This window comes from Desulfosarcina sp. (assembly GCF_055467485.1).
The window spans coordinates 135742-151805 of the sequence record NZ_JBUOIV010000001.1 but is presented as its reverse complement, the minus strand read 5'-3'; the positions used below and the strand labels follow the sequence as shown (position 1 = coordinate 151805).

The following is a 16064-nucleotide window of genomic DNA, read 5'->3' as shown; positions in this document are numbered from 1 at the left end:
TGAGGGGGGACAAACCGTTGGATCTTTTCAACCGTCCGACTGAAGGCTCTGGCGAATTTAGCGACTCGGCAAGATCGTGCTGACCCTCTTTTTTGGTCTTTTGTCCCGCCGATGGCGCTGCACCCTCCGATTCGGAGCCAGATAAGGATCAGCGGGCCTACCTTCTATTTCCAATAAAAGCCGGCACAAAATTATTCACTTTTTTTCCTGCCGCAGTCCTGATTTTCAACCAGCGGTGTCTTTAATGATTGGAAACCATAATGGATATTAAGCCGATTGGTGCATCGGAAAGAAATCTGAACGGCATCGATTATTTTCTCCTGTGGGCGGGAGTGGCGATTTCCCTGGCCGAAATCTGGGCCGGCGGATTTCTGGCACCCATGGGATTTTGGGCCGGCTTTTTCGCCATCGTCCTGGGCCACCTGATCGGCAACACCTTGATGGCCCTGGGGGGCGTCATCGGCTCGCAGTACGGCATCACTTCCATGGTCTCGGTTCGGCCGGCCTTCGGCATCCGCGGCTCCAACCTGCCGGCGATCCTGAACATCATCCAGCTGATCGGCTGGGCCTCCATCATGCTGATCATCGGCGGCCGCGCCGGTGCCATGCTGGGAGCGCCTTTCGGAGGGATCCTGGCTTCCAGCCAGTTCTGGATCGTGCTGATCGGTATAGGGACCTTGCTGTGGGCCCTTGGAACCGGCAGATCGATCTGGAAAATTCTGCAGACGACAGCGGTGATCGCCCTCTTGCTGGTGATCGTCCTGATGAGCGGGGTCGCCTTCGGTGAGTTCGGCAGCGGTGTGACGGCAGCCGGCACCGGCCAGATGCCGTTTATGATCGGCCTCGACCTGGTGATCGCCATGCCCATATCCTGGATGCCGCTGGTGGCGGACTACGCGCGCTTTGCCAAGAAGAGCGGGCCGGCGTTCTGGAACACCTGGACAGGCTATTTTATCGTGTCTTCCTGGATGTACCTGCTGGGGTTGATGGCCACCCTGGTCACCGGCGAGACGGATCCGGGCGCACTGATCCTTCAGACCATGGGAAAAATCGGGTTCGCGGTGCCGGCACTGGTCATGGTGGTTTTTTCCACGATTACCTCCGATTTTCCGGATATCTATTCCGCCACCTGCTCCATGATGAACATTTCCCAGAAGATCAAGGCCAACACGGTCATGTGGGTGGCCGGGATCCTGTCCATCGTGGTTGCCCTGGTCTTTCCCATGGAGCAGTATGAAAACTTCCTGCTCTTCATCGGCGCCATGTTCATGCCGCTGTTCGGCGTTGTGCTCACCGACTATTTCCTGCTGCGCAAAGGCCGATTGGAGATCGAGGCCATCGACACCGTCGGCGGGCCGTACTGGTACTATAAAGGCGTCAATATCATCGCCGCGGTGGCCTGGGCGGCTGGATTCGTGACCTTCGAGACGATCGCGCTGATGAATTATCCGGTCGGCGGATCGATTCCCTCCATGCTGGTGGCCGGACTGATCTATTTCTACATGACCCGGGGCAGAGGTGACGGCTGATCGCGGCCCTGAAACGGGCCAATAGCAACCGCTCCCAAGCCGCCCGCCTGCTGGGTATCTCCCGAACCAGCGTGTGGAACCAGATCAAAAAATGCAACCTTTCCCGGTGAGCGTACCAACCGAGGCAAACGCTGGCATACCAGTTGCTAAATCAGCCGGCAGAGTAGGCAATCAATACCTCAATTTTGATTCACTCAACCTTACTCTCACCTCCTGGAGCCCCGGAATGATGACATGCATGCCCATCGTTCCGGAGGTTCCTCTTTTTGGCACATATATTGATTTGAGGAGAAAAACGAACGCCACCAGCATTGATTCAAGGCTGCCGGAATTACACCAACACCGATAAAGAAGGAGTGGAATCATGTCCCAGTTTGTCACCGAAATCGAAAACAACCAGTTCGACCAGCAAGTGCTTCAGCAGACCAAACCCGTCATCGTCGACTTCTGGGCCCCCTGGTGCGGCCCCTGCAAAGCCATGGCACCGGCATTTGCGACTCTGGCGGAGACTTACAATAATCAAATGATTTTTGCTAAATGCGATGTCGACAGCAACACGGCCGTCGCCGAGCGATATGGCATCAAATCCATCCCCACCCTGATGATTTTTCAGGGGGGCAAAGCCATTAATTCCATAACGGGAATGGTATCCCAGGGTGTTCTCGAAGATGCGATCAAAAAGGCCCTTGCGGGAGAATCGATGCCGGCGCCGTTTATCGTAACTTAGCACCTAAGAACGGAGAATATACAAAAAACACGATTGTTGTTTATTCCAGTCAGACTGGAAATACAAAAAGGCTCGCCGAAACCGTGTGCGAGGCGTTGCCGACAGGTACGCAGATGTGCCTGGTCGATGAAGCACCGGACCCAACCGACTACGATCTGGTCGCCCTTGGTTTCTGGCTTCAAGCCGGAAAACCGGATCCTGAATCCGCAAGCTACCTGGCACGACTGAAGGGGCACAAAAAAGTGTTCCTCTTTGCCACCCACGGTGCCCGGCCGGGCTCTGATCACGCCGCCCGTGCAATGGCCCACGCCCAAACCTTGGCTGAAGGGGCCACCGTCGTGGGATCGTTTAGCTGCCATGGAGAAGTCAATCCAAAAGTGCTGGAGAAGGTCAAAGCCAAGCCCCAGCCACAGGTATGGTTGGATGACGCCGCCGACGCGGTGGGACATCCGGATGCATCTGACATGGACATCCTGCTCACGACGCTCCAGGCCGTGCTTGAACCGCGACAGCAAGCGCTTACCCCGCTGCTTGCAGCGGGGTAAGCGAGCGAACTGAAAATCGATTTTTTTATCCTTACGGTGAAGATTCCCCGCGGCTTGCCGCGGGGAGGGTTCAATAAAATCAGTTGACCCATCATGGAATTCGACCCCCATCGGATTGCGTTACCTAACGCTACATAACGTTACCAAAGCAGTTGTCATCATGAAATCACCGGGCCTTGCAGGCATGGCGATCGTTTCTCGCGAAACGCTGAACCTCGAGTTGAACCACCTCAGAACCGACGGGTTTCTGGATACAGAGCATCTATATGTCACGACGCCGGGACTTCATGAAGACATCCATGAACTGGAGCGTCAACTGCTCGATCGCATTAACCGGGCCAAGGAAAAAGCGAACACGGTGCTGGTGGTCTACGGCGGCAAATTCTGCTACGTCAATGCCGAGCAACCGACCCGCACCATGCAGCAGATCATCGCCGAGCAGGGAGCCGGCGTGGCTCGGATTCAAGCCACCCACTGCATGGACATGATCGCCAGTGAAGCCGAACGGGAAAGGATTGCCGCCGAAGTGGCCGGTGGCGAAAAGGTCTGGTGGATGACGCCCGGCTGGATCAAGTTTCGCCACCAGGTTTTCAAGGGGTGGGCCAAGGGACTGGCCAACGAAAATTTCCCCAGGCATTCCGGCGGTGCCGTGGTTTTGGATGGCATCGGCTATCTGGACACCTATATGGCCGAACACCCGCAAGACTTTCTGGATTACTCCGACTGGATGGGCATTCCCATCATCCCCTATCCGGTGACCTTGGACCGGATAAAAATGCTGCTTGCCGAGCAAGCCGACAACCTACACGGCAACGGTGTATATGGGTATACTGCCGATGCTCTCCGACAGCCTTAAGGACGCCCTGATGATCAAGGCGTTCAACCTCGTATTTGGACGAGGTGTGGATGGAGAGCTTCTGTCATCGGGACGTCGATGGCATGCGATCATACCGTCCCGGTGAAGCTGGACCGTTTCAAATCAGCGTTTGCCGATGCATAACCCCGTCCCGCATCCAGGGAAATTTTTCATCATCCTCATCACCCCTCAATAGTCAACATCCCCGTGTATACTCGGGGATGTTGAATTTAGTCAAATGACTATAATATTGCTTGACAGCTTATTTTATTGAGATTATATTTTAGTCAAATGACCATTATGATGAGATGACATCGTGCCGAGACCCAAAAAACCAAGATTCGTATCCGGTTACCCCACCATCGCCGCCTTTGTCCCGCAGGGCGTGCCGATCACCGGGGAAGTGATGCTGTCGGTCGAAGAACTGGAAGCGATACGATTAAGCGATTTCGAGCATCTGGACCAGGAATCGGCGGCCAACCTCATGCAGGTGTCCCGCCAGACCTACGGCAGGATTCTATTCGCTGCCCGCGGTATCGTCGGTGAAGCACTGGTCACCGGTAAAGCCCTGAAAATTGCCGGAGGCAACTATGCCATGCGCGGTGGTGGCAGAAGGCGCCGAGGCCGGGGTCGGCGGGGCCGCATGGGCGGGCAAGAATAACATGCGCACGCCGGCAACGGATAACGATGGGTCCTTCTTTTTGAGAATTTAGACGTTTCAAAAACAGTGACGGATGAACCGATAATGGTGAACAGATACCCGACACAGAAGGGAGGTGAAAAACATGCCCCGAGGAGATGGGAATGGCCCGGACGGACAGGGCCAGCAATCAGGCAAAGGACGGGGTCCCTGCGGCCAGAACAACCAAGCGCCGCGATCGCAAGGTCAAGGCGGCAGGCGTGGCGGTCAAGGTGCCGGCCAGGGTAAAGGCAGGCGTGGCGGTCATGGACAGGGACAAGGTGGCGGTTCGGGAGGCGGTCGCGGTCAAAACCGTTGAACAAAAAACCCAAACAAGGAGGGTAGGATCATGCCAGGATTGGACAACAGCGGCCCGATGGGGGCCGGACCCATGACCGGCGGTCGCAGGGGAATCTGCGGGCGCCCAGGAGGACCAGCCGACCTGCCCGTTTACGGCGGCAATGGCAGGGGTCTGGGCTTCAGACGCGGACATGGCAGGGGCCGTGGTTACGGGTACGGCCCGGGCTTCGCCGGGTATCCGTATCCGCAGGCCTATGGAAAAGGTTCGCGGTATCCGGCAAGCAGCACCAATGAAATGGACATGCTAAAGGCCGAGGCCGAGGCCATTCAACAATCACTGGACGCCATCCAGCGGAGAATCACCGAACTGGAAAAGGAAGCGTCCGCATAACAACGCATGCGGGGTACCGGCCTGACGGGAGTTCACATCCAATCCCTCGCCTGCCCGGTACCCCACACGGGCTCGCAGCCAGAGTCACACCCCACGGCTATTCTTTTCGCTGAAGAGGGATATCCCACTTTTTCATATACTTCCAGATGGCCGTCCGGCTCAGGCCGACGCGCCGCCCCACCTCTGCCTTGTTCCAGTCGCACTCCTCCAGAAGCGCAATCAATGCCGCATGGGTCAGTTTCGTTCGCGGCCGCGCCTTTACGTAAGGGACGTCATAGCAGGCTTCCAAACGGTTCGGTTGCCGGATTTCAACAGGAAGATCAACGGCGTCGATCTCCTTGCGGTTGCACAGCACGAAAGCATGTTCGATGGCATTTTCCAGCTCGCGGACATTTCCCGGCCATGGATGATCCATGAAGATACGCATGGCCGCCGTCGAAAGGCCCGTGATCGGCTTGCCCGTTTTTTTGTTCATGCGTTTAATGAAGTGGTCGGCGAGAATCGGGATGTCCTCCCGGCGCTCGCGCAAGGGCGGCAGGTGGATGGGAAAGACCTTCAACCGGTAGTACAAATCCTCTCTGAAGAGCCCTTCCCGCACCCGGGCGTATAAATCCTTGTGCGTGGCCGTAATTATGCGGATGTCGATCTTGCGTCTGCGCGAATCGCCCACCCGTTCGACCTCTCTTTCCTGCAGCACCCGCAAAAGCTTCACCTGGATATAGGGGCTCAGTTCACCGATTTCATCCAGAAAGATCGTGCCGCCGCTGGCTTCTTCAAAGCGACCCATACGGTCCCGGTTGGCACCGGTAAAAGCGCCCCTGACGTGGCCGAACAGCTCGCTTTCCAGCAGGTTTTCGGACAGGGCGCTGCAGTTGACCGCCACCAGGGGGCCTTCCCGACGGTCGCTGTTGAAATGGATCGCGCCGGCAACCAGTTCTTTGCCGGTGCCGCTATCGCCTTGAATCAGGATGGTCGCCTCGCTGGCGGCGGCCGCACGGATCGCCTCGAAGACCGTTTGCATGGCCCGGCTTTTGCCGATGATGTTGTCCATGCGGTGGATCTCCCCCAGCCGGTAAACGGCTTCCTCGGCCTCTTTGCGCGCCCGAATCAGTTCGGTCATGTCGGTGACCGTCTCGACGATGCCGATCACCTGGCCGTCATCGCTTTTCACGACGCTGGCATTTTTGATCACCGGCACATCGTGGCCATCCTTATGCCGCAGATGGCACTCTTTGGCTTCCGACTGCCCTTTCTCAACGATCCGGCATTTTTCAATGCTGGCCGGGCAGTTCTTGCCAAAACAGCGGCTGCACTCGAGCAGCTGGCAGGTTTTCCCCAGCGCCTCCTTGGCGGTATATCCGCTGATCCGTTCCATGGAGGGGTTCCACGAAGAAATGCGACCGGCTGCATCCATGGTGAAGACGCCGTCGGCCATCGAATCGATGATCCGGTTGACGAACCGTACATTCCAGATCTCATGGATCTTGTCATTCATCGTCGTCTCCCGAGCCGATCACTGCGTTACGATAACGTTACCAACCGTTAATTTTTTCATAAACAACAATCCGTCTCCCGGGTCAAGCCAAAAGACCGAGGTGGGCAATGGCGACTCGGCCGCAGCGATGGCCCGTTCAAGTGTTTGGCATCCAACATGCACTGTGGAATGGATACGGACGGACAACCCCTAACCCGAGGAGGTGCCTATGTATGCATTAATTTTTGACACCCATGACGTGGACAAGCCGTTTAAAAAGGTGCTTTCCGTACACAGAACCCGGCAAACCGCCGACCGCGTATTGGAGATCAGAATGGCCCGGTTAGGCAAAAAAGTGTGGGCGTGCGACACGCGAATTGTGTGGCTCAAAGCACGCGCACAACGCGGTGACACGGTTACACCGAAACAATTTTCAACCTGGCGTCCGGGAGAAAAAATTCCATACGGTGAGCTTCACCCGGACGGCGACTGACGAAAACGTGCAGCAATGCGGTGCTCTCCCTGTTTACCGCTGACCATGCGGGTTCATCACCCAACCGCGCCTTGACCTGAAGCGCCCGGTAAATTATACATTCAGCGTACCCGTCCGTTGGGTGTTACGACGCACGGCGGGTGTCACATCTGTCGAACCGCGATAGCGAGCAAGCGGGAAATGGAATTTCATCCTTACGCTGAATCCTCCTCGCGTCTCGCCTCGGGGAGGATTCAATTCGACGAGTCCTTGCGACCACCACCCTATTGGAGAGATGACAGACAATGGAGATGCGGATTGATTTTCCCGGCGGAAAGCGCGTAACTTCGACCTACAAGGGATTTACCGTTGAGACGGACCAACCGAAAAGCGAAGGCGGCGATGACTCCGCACCCGAACCCTATGATCTGTTTCTTTCTTCCATCGGCACCTGCGCCGGCGTTTATATCGTCTATTTCTGCGAGAGCCGCGACATCCCCACCCAGGACATCTCGATGACGCTGCGTTTCGAGAGAAACGAGACATCTCACCTGATGGAGAAAATAACGATCGAGATTCACCTGCCGCCCGCTTTCCCGGACAAATACCGCAAGGCTGTGATTCGGGCGGCGGAGATGTGCACGGTGAAACGCACCTTGACCCATCCGCCGGAAATTCTGGTGACAACCACGGGTGAACCATGAAATTTGTGATCATCGGAGGAGATGCCGCCGGCATGAGTGCCGCCAGCCGGGCCAAACGACACATGCCGGAGATGGACGTCATCGTTCTGGAAAAAACCGAAGACGTCTCCTATAGCGCCTGCGGCATGCCCTATAACATTGCGGATTCGGCACGCGACATCGACGACCTCGTGGTCAGAACCGCCGACGTGTTTCGTAAAAAGCAGGGGATCGATCTGCTCACCGGCTGTTGTGCCGAGGCCATCGACGTAAAAAATGGTTCGGTCTCCGGGACCATCGACAATGGTGATTCGTTTCGGTTTTTTTATGACCGCCTGTTAATCGCCACCGGTGGGCGGCCGATCATTCCGGACCTGCCCGGGTTCGATCTGCCCGGGGTGGTGGCGTTGAAAAGCCTCGCCGATGGCAGACGCATCAAAAATCAGATCACGGCCGACAAGGTTAAGAAAACGGTGATCATCGGCATGGGCTATGTCGGGCTGGAAATGGCTGAAGCCCTTCGGGCCAGAGGCCTGTCGGTCGAGATGGTCAAGCCCGGCCCCGATCTCCTGCCATGGATGCCGCGTGAACTGGCCCGGGCAGTGGAGCGGGAACTGGACGTAAACCAGGTCGAGTTGCACCTCGGCTGCGAAATAAAAAAGATCGACCCAACCGCCGACCATCTCTCCCTCGTCTGCAATGACCGGACCCTGAATGCAGACATGATTGTGGTCGCCGTCGGTATCGAGCCGAACAGCCGGCTGGCCGCCGATGCCGGCATCGAAACGGGGGTCGGCAACGCCATCGCCGTCAACCCTAATTTACAAACCTCGGACAAACGGGTTTATGCGGCGGGTGATTGTGCGGACGCCTATCATGTGGTTACCGGCCAGAAGGCCTGGATTCCGCTGGCGCTGCGGGCCAACCGGGCCGGCTGGGCCGTAGCGGACAACGTCTGCGGCAAGTCGACCCAACTTGAAGGAGTCGCCGGCACCGCCGTTTTCAAGGTATTCGATCTCGAAGTGGCCCGTTCCGGATTGTCCCTGGCGGAATCCCGTCGTTACGGGTTCGACCCGGTGGGGGTCACGATTCAAACGCGATCCCGTGCCCACGCCCATCCCGGGTCGGAAACGATTTGGGTTCACATGATTGGCGACCGCCGGTCGGGAAAGCTTCTCGGCGCCCAGATGGTGGGCCGCGAAGGTGTCGCCCACCGCATCAATGCCATCGCCGTGGCCCTTCACAACCGGATGACGGTGGCCGGCTTTTCACAGGCGGACCTGGCCTATGCGCCGCCCTTTGGACCGGTGTGGGATCCGCTGCTCACCGCCGCCAACCAGTTGGTGAAAAAGCTGGATTGATCGCACCGCTCAGGTTACCATAGCGTTACCCTCCGCCAAAAACTGCAATCCGAGTAACGGTTTTTCCGCGTCAGCCCCTTCACCACAAGATCCCCCCAAAGATAATAGTTTTTAACCATTTGTATTAAATAATAAAAACAGGTTTGAGAGATCGGCTCGCCACGCTGGCACGATTGTTGATCCATCCCTTTTTCAGTTCTGCCCCCGACTATAACCGCGTTGGTTATGACCGGTTAACAAAGGAGATCAACATGTGGCGTGCGCTATCATTTCTGCAAAAAAAATCTGGTCTGGTCGATCCCGACGTCCATGGCCGTCGGTTTGCTGTATGGCTATTGGTTCGACGCCGGCCCTCTCAAATCGTTCATCATCCCGGTGACGTTCATCATGGTGTATCCCATGATGGTGACCCTGAACGTAAAAACCATCTTTAAAGGGCAGGACTATAAGCTTCAGGTCACCACCCAGATCATCAATTTCGCCCTCGTGCCACTGCTGGCCTTCTACACCGGCAAATTGCTTTTCGCCGGCGGGCCGGAGAAATATGGCCTGTGGGCGGTCGGGTTGTTTCTTATCGGCGTGCTGCCCACATCGGGGATGACCATTTCCTGGACCGGGTTCGCCCGGGGCAACAAGGAAGCCGCCATCAAAATGGTTGTTTTCGGGCTGGTGCTCGGGGCCCTGGCGGCACCGGTCTATACCAAAGTCTTCATGGGGGCCACCATCGATGTGGACATGCTGCACATGTTCAGGCAGATCGCCCTGTTTGTCTTTGTGCCGCTGTTCGCAGGTCTGCTGACCCAGTATCTGGCCATTAAAAAAGTCGGCCACCAGGCCTGGAACGATCGCATCAAACCGAAGTTTCCTCCCTTCTCGGCCCTGGGTGTCATCCTGGTCGCCTTCGTGGCCATGTCGCTGAAAGCCAGGCATATTATTGCCAACCCGTCAGATATTCTCACTATCCTGGCTCCCCTGGCTGTGTTTTATCTGGTTCCCTACGGGTTGCTGTCCGTTGCCGGGCGGCTGTTCTTTAAACGCGAGGATGCCATCGCCATGGTTTTCGGGGTGGTCATGCGAGATCTGTCCATTGCCTTGGCCATCGCCATGACCGCTTTCGATAAACAGGGCCTCACCATCGCCCTGCTGGTCGCCCTGGCCTACGTGATCCAGATCCAGACAGCCGCCTGGTATGTCCGTTTGGTCGGGAAAATCTTCGGCGATGCCCACCCGCAATCCACTCCGCAAGTCGATGGCCTCGCCACCGAAAAGCGAACCACGGTCACCGAACTTCCCCGCCGGCTGACGCGCGTGGACGAGCCGATGGTTCCGTCGATTCGCAGGATCCTCTATGCGACGGATCTCTCCGATACGGCCCGCCATGCCGTCCGCTATGCCTGCAGCATCGGAAACCGTTTTGATGCCTCGGTAACGTTGCTTCACGTCATCCCGGACGTCCTCGAGGCGCTCTCCAGGGAGGCCGGCATCGACCGGGTTGACCATATGGGGAGAAAAGCCTGGGCCGATTTCCATATCCATGGCATCGAAAAAGCCAAAGACACCCTGTATCAGCGTATCCGGGAGACATCGCGACAGGTATCCAGGGAAATTCCCTCCTGCCCGCTGAGCGAAGCGAACGTCATGGTCAAGGTCGGCAACCCGGTCAAACAAATTGTAGCGACCGCCCATGAAGGCGACTTCGATCTCATCATTATGGGCACCCACGGCCACGGAAAAATAGAGGAACGCATCATCGACAGCACGGCCAGCGATGTGATCCGGCTGAATGATGTACCGATGACGGTCATTCGCCTGCCCCGGGAAAAAAGCCGTTCGAATCCTGCAAAACCGTCCAAGACGGTCAATTTCCAGCAAAACAGAAGCAACCCATGATCACGGTCACCGATGCGGCTACCAGAGAATTGTCCCGATATTTCGAATCGCGGGACCCATTGCCCACACGGATTTTTTACAATGCCGGCGGCTGAGGCCCGCCGTCACTGGCTCTGGCTCTGGATGAGCCCAAGGAAAGTGATGAAACCTTCACGGTAGCCGGTCTCACCTATATCGTCGACCAATCGCTGATCGCCGGGGTAATGCCCATCACGATCGATTTTACGGCCTGAGGGCCACTGCGAAAAGCCATCATTGCGAAAGGAGACCGTCATGAAAGCAAAGAACGGCTGCAAGACCATGGAAATGGAACTCACCGGCTGGAAGGCCATCGTCTATGACATCACCCGTAAAATGGAGGCCCTGCCTGGGGGCGAAAAGGAAAAAATTCTGCCCAACATCGAGGACCTGCATATCCTCATCGCGGAAATGGACGACCGGATCGATCAGATCCGTGAAAACTGCAGGCCGGAAACAGGCATGGACGACATTCAGGCCGAACGGGCGGCCTTTAACGCCTCTGTGACCTCGCTTCGGGTCAGCACCGAAGAAGCCATGCGGGGATTGGGCGGCGGCAATTTCGGCGGTTGATCGTGAAGCGAAGACGAACCAGGGCGGCGGCCGCCATGGCCGCCGCCCTCCATCGATGGTAGCTCCAAGGAGAATGGCGATGGCTGCAAATCGGTCATTGGAAACAAACGTTGACCTCTCCATTTCCAACGGCGTCACGCTGGTGGATTTCAATGCGCCCTGGTGCAAGCCGTGCCGTGCCCAGGAACCCATCATTCGTGCGCTAAAAAAACCTACCGCGGAGCGGCCAATGTGGCCATGCTGAACATCGACGAAAACCGGGAGATCGCCTATAAATTGGGCATTCAGAGCATCCCCACGATCATCATTTACAAGGACGGCACGGAAATGAACCGCTTTATCGGGCTTCAAAACAATGACACGCTCGACAAGGCGCTGCAGCGATTGGTCGACCAACCCGCTCAAGGCCGTTCATATCCGAACCACTAAGGAGATCTTCTGCATGGGAACCTGTATCAACCACCCGGATCGCGAGACCCCCTACATCTGCATGAAGCATCAAATTTACCTGTGTGAAGCGTGCCTGGCATGCAGGGATCCAAAGATCTATTGTAAACACCGGTCCGCCTGCCCCATCTGGTTCATGAGCAAGCGCAAGGCCGGCTGGGAGGCCGAAGACAGACAGGCAGCGGCCGCGGCCCCCCATACGGTCACCTTTCTGCCCGACGGCCGGACGGTATCCGTGCCCGCCGGCAGCACCCTGCTGGAAGCGGCCCGGGCCGCCCAGGTCCATGTCCGCGCCTCGCGCAGCGGCAACGGTTCCTGCAAAAAATGAAAGCTGGTGGTCGTGGAGGGTCAAGCAGAAACCGCGCCCACCCCCTTGCTGACGGACGGTGACGCGGCCAAGGGCTATGTGCTGGCCTGCCAGAGCAAGATTACCGGCAATGTTTCGGTGCGGATTCCAGAGGAGGTCCTGGCGCGCAAACTGAAAATCGAGCTTATCCTTACGGTGCTGCGCAGCACCGCCGCTACCAGCGAAACCTTCCCCGCGGCTTGCCGCGGGGAAGGTTCAATGGAAAAACGCCGACAACGCTAGTAAGGCACCAGATTCATCGCTCCTATCTTATGGATGGGAAGTCCCTGCCTCGTGATATCCTCACACCATTTGACCGTCACCAGCCCCATCGTCGGTGGCTGACAATCCGCATCGGAAGATAAATGCCGATAGTTCTCCATCGATATCCGCACCATTAAATCGGTTCCTGGTGTAAACGCCTTTTGACTGAGAAAGCATAAGCCTTGTTCACTGAAGTCAATCAGTCGTGCGGTTGTCATTCCGCTTCTGGCAAACGGTCGCTCGATGGTGATTTCGCCGTCACAAGTAAATCGTGCGGTTTGACGCCTTTCCTGGATCTTGGCCATTGGTGCCTCCTTTTCCGGCAGAGGCCATTGGGTAAAGCTCTCATCAAACAAACATGTTACTCAAAAGACGAGCCGGCATAAAGCACACCGTCTTTAGGAAGCGGTACTATTTGATACCCGCATACATGAACGACTGCACGAACTGCCGCTGAAAAAGCAGAAAAGCGATGAGCAACGGCGCCACCGAGAGCAGGGTCGCGGCGGAGATGACGGACCAGTTCACCCCGGATTCGGGTGCGCCGAAGATTCCCAGACCAACGGTCAGCGGCCGGGTTTCCACCGAATTGGTCACGATCAGGGGCCAGAGGAAATTGTTCCAATGGTGGCTGATGGAGACCAACGCATATGCCAGATAGGTGGGACGGGCCAGGGGCACATATACCCGCCACAAGACCCCCATGGTTCCGCATCCTTCCAGGCGGGCGGCCTCTTCGAGTTCCTTGGGGGTTGATTTGAAGGCCTGCCGCAGCAGAAAAATCCCGAATGCACTGGCCATGTATGGCAGGCCGATGCCTAGTATCGTGTCAACCATGCTGAACCGTGCCAGGGTGCTGTAGTTTTCGACGATCAGAATCTCCGGGGTAATCATCAGTTGGACCAACACCAGGGCAAAGGCAATTTTATGGCCGCGGAAGCGATACCGTGCAAACGCGTAGGCGGCCAGGGTGCACAGCACCAGTTGGGCAGCCAGAATCGTGCTGACCAGAATGAATGTATTCAGGGCGTACCGGGGAAACGGCGCCTGGGAAAGCGCTTCACGGAAGTTGTCCAGCGTCAGCGGCGCCAGCAGATCAAAATTGACTGCATATTCACCCGGATGAAAGGCGGCCCAGAAGGCGTATACCAGGGGCGAAATCCACAGCACCGCCAGCAGCCATGCGGCGCCGGTCTCCAAAGACGTTTGAACCATCTGAGAATACGACCGTGAAGGGCTCATCGATAGTGCACCCGTTTATCCAGAATGAAAAACTGCAGCAGCGCCATGACCCCCAGTAAAATCAACAACACCATTGTCAGGGCGGCGGCAAAATGCGTTTCAAAATATGAAAAGGCGGTTTCAAAGATGTAATATAACAGAAGGTTGCTGGCATTGTCCGGACCGCCCTTGGTGAGCACGAACAAATGATCCACCAATTTGAACGAATTGAGCACCGCATTGATCAACACGAACAAGGTGGTGGGCATGAGCAGGGGGAACATCACCCGGCGGAAGTAATACCATCGCGTGGCCCCTTCCAGCTGCGACGCCTCCTCTAACTCCGGTGGGATGTTCTGCATGGCTGCCAGGTAAAAGATCATGAAAAAGCCGGCCTCTTTCCAGACCGTCATCACCATGATGGCCGGCAGCACCGTGCTCGGGTCCCCCAGCCAGTTGTGCCCGGAAAAGCCGAACCCGCCCGCAATCTGATCGATCAGGCCAATATCCGGCGTATAAAAGAACAGCCAGATATTGGCCACGGCGATCATCGGCAGGACCGTCGGCGTAAAGTAGGCCATGCGCACCAACGATCGGCCCGGAATGGAACGGTTCACAAAAAGCGCCATGAGGATGGCCAACGCGATGGAGGTGGGGATGGTTCCCAAGGCAAACCAGGCGTTGTTGGCCAGCACTTTCCAGAAAATGGGGTCGTCCAGCATGCGTTGATAGTTCAGCATGCCCACAAAGCGGGAGGGACGGATTGCCGTCGCCTTGGAAAAAAGACTGTCGATCACCGTCGCCACGGTCGGGTAGTGGGTGAAGGCGATCAGCAGAATCGCGGCAGGCATCAGCAGGAGCCAGCCGTGGACATTTCTCGAAGCGGTTGTTCGCATTAACTTTTCTGAAAGCGAAGAACCGCAGTGAACGGCGGGTAAGACACCCCCCGCTCGTTCGCTGCGGCTTGGTTTTGTGGTTACCGGTACTGTTTCAGCAGCCGGTCGGCCTGCGCCTGGGCTTCTTTCAGCGCCGATTCGGGCGTCTTTGACCCGGTCAGCGCGGCCTGAATGGCATCATCCAGCCCTTTTCGCACACGGCCGGTCTGATAGGTGGAAAGCTCGGCGGTGGCATACTGGAGCTGATCCCGGGCCACGGCAGCATAAGGGAAGCTCTTGACATACGCCTTGAGCTTCTCCGTCTCGTAGGCCGCCGGGCTGACCCCCATGTACCCCGTTTTCATGGACCATTCGGCCGAACTCTCCGGACTGGTCATGAACTTGATCAGCCGCATGGCCGCTTTTCGCTCCGCCGGGGAAGTTTTTTTGAAAATATAGAAATTTCCGCCGCCGGTGGGAGTGCCACGGCGCTTGCTGGCCGGCAGCATGGCCACGCCGAAGTCGAACTTGGCGTTGTCTTTGACTGCCGTCAGGTTGCCGGTGGAGTGCCACATGATGGCGGTTTTGCCTTCAAGAAAATTCTGCCTCAGGGTGCCCCATTCAATGGTGCCCGTGGGCATGATCCGATGCTTTTCTCCCATATCCTTCCAGAACTGCAGGGCATCGACCACTGCCGGATGGTCGAAGTAGGTGGTATCCCCGTTTTGATTCATCAGCACCTGGCCGTTCTGCATGGTCAGGGCGCCGAACATCCAGTACGGATATCCCGTGGATGGGATCATGGCGCCCCACTGGGAACCGTCGGGCTTGGTCAGTTTTTTGCCCATGGCGACCAGTTCATCCCAGGTTGCCGGTGGCTGGTCCGGATCCAGTCCCGCAGCCCGGAAGGCGTCCTTGTTATAATACATGACGATGGTGGAGCGCTGAAAAGGAATGCCCCAGGTCTTGCCGGCGGTGCGTCCGTTTTCCATGAGCGTCGGGTAAAAGGACTCAAGCCAGGCCTTTTCTTCGGCCGTCTCCACCACGTCGTCGAAGGCAACGATGGCATCCTGCTCGATGAGCTCGTAGATATCGATGGAGAACATCACCGACAGCTGGGCCGGCTGGCCGCTCTTCAATGCGGCCAGCGCTTTGATGCGCGCGTCATTGTAGTTGCCTGCATAGATGGCCTTGACCGTGACATCCGGGTTTTGTTTCATGAAATCGTCGACAATCCCGTCGACGACCGTGGTCAGCGGTCCGCCAACGGCGACCGGATAATACATGGTCAGCTCAACGGCTGAGCCGGACGTAACGGCCGCAATCAACAACGCCGTTGCCATCATCCCAATACATAGCCATTTGATTCCTTTGAACATAATGATCCTCCTCGTTGTCGATCGGGTTCGATTG

At 56.9% G+C, this 16064-nt stretch carries 20 protein-coding genes and 1 pseudogene; 15 read left to right on the top strand and 6 right to left on the bottom strand.

From position 1 onward, the window contains the following. Nucleotides 1-260: 260 nt before the first annotated feature. The 6 genes from cytX (at nt 261) to ACZCED_RS00700 (ending at nt 4318) form a co-directional block, all read left to right on the top strand. Nucleotides 261-1529, top strand: coding sequence for a putative hydroxymethylpyrimidine transporter CytX (gene cytX / locus ACZCED_RS00725; RefSeq protein WP_464859987.1), 1269 nt, complete (start codon nt 261-263; stop codon nt 1527-1529). Then, entirely contained in the window at nt 1526-1639 is a 114-nt protein-coding gene (locus tag ACZCED_RS00720) for a helix-turn-helix domain-containing protein (RefSeq protein WP_464860031.1), read from the top strand. Before cytX ends, ACZCED_RS00720 begins: the two co-directional genes overlap by 4 nt. Nucleotides 1640-1893: 254 nt before the next feature. Further along, entirely contained in the window at nt 1894-2256 is a 363-nt protein-coding gene (trxA, locus tag ACZCED_RS00715) for a thioredoxin (protein ID WP_462967828.1), read from the top strand. Continuing rightward, nucleotides 2226-2801 (top strand): flavodoxin family protein, encoded by a 576-nt coding sequence (locus ACZCED_RS00710; RefSeq protein WP_464860030.1) that lies wholly within the window; start codon nt 2226-2228, stop codon nt 2799-2801. Before trxA ends, ACZCED_RS00710 begins: the two co-directional genes overlap by 31 nt. 160 nt (nt 2802-2961) lie before the next feature. Continuing rightward, entirely contained in the window at nt 2962-3657 is a 696-nt protein-coding gene (locus ACZCED_RS00705; protein WP_464859986.1) for a DUF1638 domain-containing protein, read from the top strand. A gap of 316 nt (nt 3658-3973) precedes the next feature. Then, nucleotides 3974-4318: a DUF134 domain-containing protein gene (locus tag ACZCED_RS00700; RefSeq protein WP_462967830.1), complete on the top strand. Its 345-nt coding sequence runs from the start codon at nt 3974-3976 to the stop codon at nt 4316-4318. Nucleotides 4319-4487: 169 nt separating this feature from the next. Here the strand turns inward: ACZCED_RS00700 and ACZCED_RS00695 are convergent, their stop codons facing one another. Further along, nucleotides 4488-4646 (bottom strand): hypothetical protein, encoded by a 159-nt coding sequence (locus ACZCED_RS00695; protein WP_464859985.1) that lies wholly within the window; start codon nt 4644-4646, stop codon nt 4488-4490. A gap of 39 nt (nt 4647-4685) precedes the next feature. Here ACZCED_RS00695 and ACZCED_RS00690 point away from each other — a divergent pair, with 39 nt between their 5' ends. Next, nucleotides 4686-5027, top strand: a complete 342-nt coding sequence (locus ACZCED_RS00690) for a DUF5320 domain-containing protein (RefSeq protein ID WP_462967832.1) — start codon at nt 4686-4688, stop codon at nt 5025-5027. 97 nt (nt 5028-5124) lie between these two features. On the opposite strand, the gene ACZCED_RS00685 is transcribed toward ACZCED_RS00690, so the two are convergent. Beyond that, nucleotides 5125-6522: a sigma-54 interaction domain-containing protein gene (locus tag ACZCED_RS00685; protein ID WP_464859984.1), complete on the bottom strand. Its 1398-nt coding sequence runs from the start codon at nt 6520-6522 to the stop codon at nt 5125-5127. A 208-nt stretch (nt 6523-6730) separates the two neighbouring features. On the opposite strand from ACZCED_RS00685, the gene ACZCED_RS00680 reads away from it, so the two are divergent. The 8 genes and pseudogenes from ACZCED_RS00680 (at nt 6731) to ACZCED_RS00645 (ending at nt 12534) form a co-directional block, all read left to right on the top strand. Next, entirely contained in the window at nt 6731-6994 is a 264-nt protein-coding gene (locus ACZCED_RS00680; protein WP_462971178.1) for a hypothetical protein, read from the top strand. 284 nt (nt 6995-7278) lie between these two features. Further along, nucleotides 7279-7677: an OsmC family protein gene (locus ACZCED_RS00675; protein ID WP_462971177.1), complete on the top strand. Its 399-nt coding sequence runs from the start codon at nt 7279-7281 to the stop codon at nt 7675-7677. Then, on the top strand, nt 7674-9017 hold the full coding sequence (locus ACZCED_RS00670; protein WP_464859983.1) for an FAD-dependent oxidoreductase: 1344 nt from the start codon (nt 7674-7676) through the stop codon (nt 9015-9017). Before ACZCED_RS00675 ends, ACZCED_RS00670 begins: the two co-directional genes overlap by 4 nt. A 258-nt stretch (nt 9018-9275) precedes the next feature. Further along, nucleotides 9276-10907 carry a bile acid:sodium symporter gene (locus ACZCED_RS00665; RefSeq protein ID WP_464859982.1) on the top strand — a complete coding sequence of 544 codons (1632 nt, stop codon included), beginning with the start codon at nt 9276-9278 and terminating at the stop codon, nt 10905-10907. Between the two features lie 273 nt (nt 10908-11180). Further along, nucleotides 11181-11498 carry a hypothetical protein gene (locus ACZCED_RS00660; RefSeq protein WP_464859981.1) on the top strand — a complete coding sequence of 106 codons (318 nt, stop codon included), beginning with the start codon at nt 11181-11183 and terminating at the stop codon, nt 11496-11498. A gap of 55 nt (nt 11499-11553) precedes the next feature. Beyond that, nucleotides 11554-11927, top strand: a pseudogene (locus ACZCED_RS00655) (thioredoxin family protein). Between the two features lie 13 nt (nt 11928-11940). Further along, nucleotides 11941-12273: a 2Fe-2S iron-sulfur cluster-binding protein gene (locus ACZCED_RS00650; protein ID WP_464859980.1), complete on the top strand. Its 333-nt coding sequence runs from the start codon at nt 11941-11943 to the stop codon at nt 12271-12273. 12 nt (nt 12274-12285) lie between these two features. Further along, nucleotides 12286-12534: a hypothetical protein gene (locus ACZCED_RS00645; RefSeq protein WP_462971172.1), complete on the top strand. Its 249-nt coding sequence runs from the start codon at nt 12286-12288 to the stop codon at nt 12532-12534. On the opposite strand, the gene ACZCED_RS00640 is transcribed toward ACZCED_RS00645, so the two are convergent. From ACZCED_RS00640 to ACZCED_RS00625, 4 genes are all read right to left on the bottom strand, one after another. Beyond that, nucleotides 12531-12860 carry a PilZ domain-containing protein gene (locus ACZCED_RS00640; RefSeq protein WP_462971171.1) on the bottom strand — a complete coding sequence of 110 codons (330 nt, stop codon included), beginning with the start codon at nt 12858-12860 and terminating at the stop codon, nt 12531-12533. The genes ACZCED_RS00645 and ACZCED_RS00640 overlap by 4 nt on opposite strands. Before the next feature lie 106 nt (nt 12861-12966). After that, on the bottom strand, nt 12967-13770 hold the full coding sequence (locus tag ACZCED_RS00635) for a carbohydrate ABC transporter permease (RefSeq protein ID WP_462971170.1): 804 nt from the start codon (nt 13768-13770) through the stop codon (nt 12967-12969). Between the two features lie 23 nt (nt 13771-13793). After that, complete coding sequence (locus ACZCED_RS00630) at nt 13794-14672, bottom strand: carbohydrate ABC transporter permease (RefSeq protein ID WP_464859979.1); 879 nt, start codon at nt 14670-14672, stop codon at nt 13794-13796. A gap of 80 nt (nt 14673-14752) precedes the next feature. Then, nucleotides 14753-16030 carry an ABC transporter substrate-binding protein gene (locus tag ACZCED_RS00625; protein WP_464859978.1) on the bottom strand — a complete coding sequence of 426 codons (1278 nt, stop codon included), beginning with the start codon at nt 16028-16030 and terminating at the stop codon, nt 14753-14755. Between the last annotated feature and the right edge of the window lie 34 nt (nt 16031-16064).

What these genes read in the sequence shown, in the direction of transcription:
- trxA (WP_462967828.1), top strand. Translation starts at nt 1,894, where the DNA reads ATGTCCCAGTTTGTCACCGAAATCGAAAACAACCAGTTCGACCAGCAA.
- ACZCED_RS00685 (WP_464859984.1), bottom strand. Translation starts at nt 6,522, where the DNA reads ATGAATGACAAGATCCATGAGATCTGGAATGTACGGTTCGTCAACCGG.
- ACZCED_RS00630 (WP_464859979.1), bottom strand. Translation starts at nt 14,672, where the DNA reads ATGCGAACAACCGCTTCGAGAAATGTCCACGGCTGGCTCCTGCTGATG.
- ACZCED_RS00625 (WP_464859978.1), bottom strand. Translation starts at nt 16,030, where the DNA reads ATGTTCAAAGGAATCAAATGGCTATGTATTGGGATGATGGCAACGGCG.
- ACZCED_RS00675 (WP_462971177.1), top strand. Translation starts at nt 7,279, where the DNA reads ATGGAGATGCGGATTGATTTTCCCGGCGGAAAGCGCGTAACTTCGACC.
- ACZCED_RS00650 (WP_464859980.1), top strand. Translation starts at nt 11,941, where the DNA reads ATGGGAACCTGTATCAACCACCCGGATCGCGAGACCCCCTACATCTGC.
- ACZCED_RS00680 (WP_462971178.1), top strand. Translation starts at nt 6,731, where the DNA reads ATGTATGCATTAATTTTTGACACCCATGACGTGGACAAGCCGTTTAAA.
- ACZCED_RS00660 (WP_464859981.1), top strand. Translation starts at nt 11,181, where the DNA reads ATGAAAGCAAAGAACGGCTGCAAGACCATGGAAATGGAACTCACCGGC.
- ACZCED_RS00670 (WP_464859983.1), top strand. Translation starts at nt 7,674, where the DNA reads ATGAAATTTGTGATCATCGGAGGAGATGCCGCCGGCATGAGTGCCGCC.
- ACZCED_RS00705 (WP_464859986.1), top strand. Translation starts at nt 2,962, where the DNA reads ATGAAATCACCGGGCCTTGCAGGCATGGCGATCGTTTCTCGCGAAACG.
- cytX (WP_464859987.1), top strand. Translation starts at nt 261, where the DNA reads ATGGATATTAAGCCGATTGGTGCATCGGAAAGAAATCTGAACGGCATC.
- ACZCED_RS00640 (WP_462971171.1), bottom strand. Translation starts at nt 12,860, where the DNA reads ATGGCCAAGATCCAGGAAAGGCGTCAAACCGCACGATTTACTTGTGAC.
- ACZCED_RS00635 (WP_462971170.1), bottom strand. Translation starts at nt 13,770, where the DNA reads ATGGTTCAAACGTCTTTGGAGACCGGCGCCGCATGGCTGCTGGCGGTG.
- ACZCED_RS00690 (WP_462967832.1), top strand. Translation starts at nt 4,686, where the DNA reads ATGCCAGGATTGGACAACAGCGGCCCGATGGGGGCCGGACCCATGACC.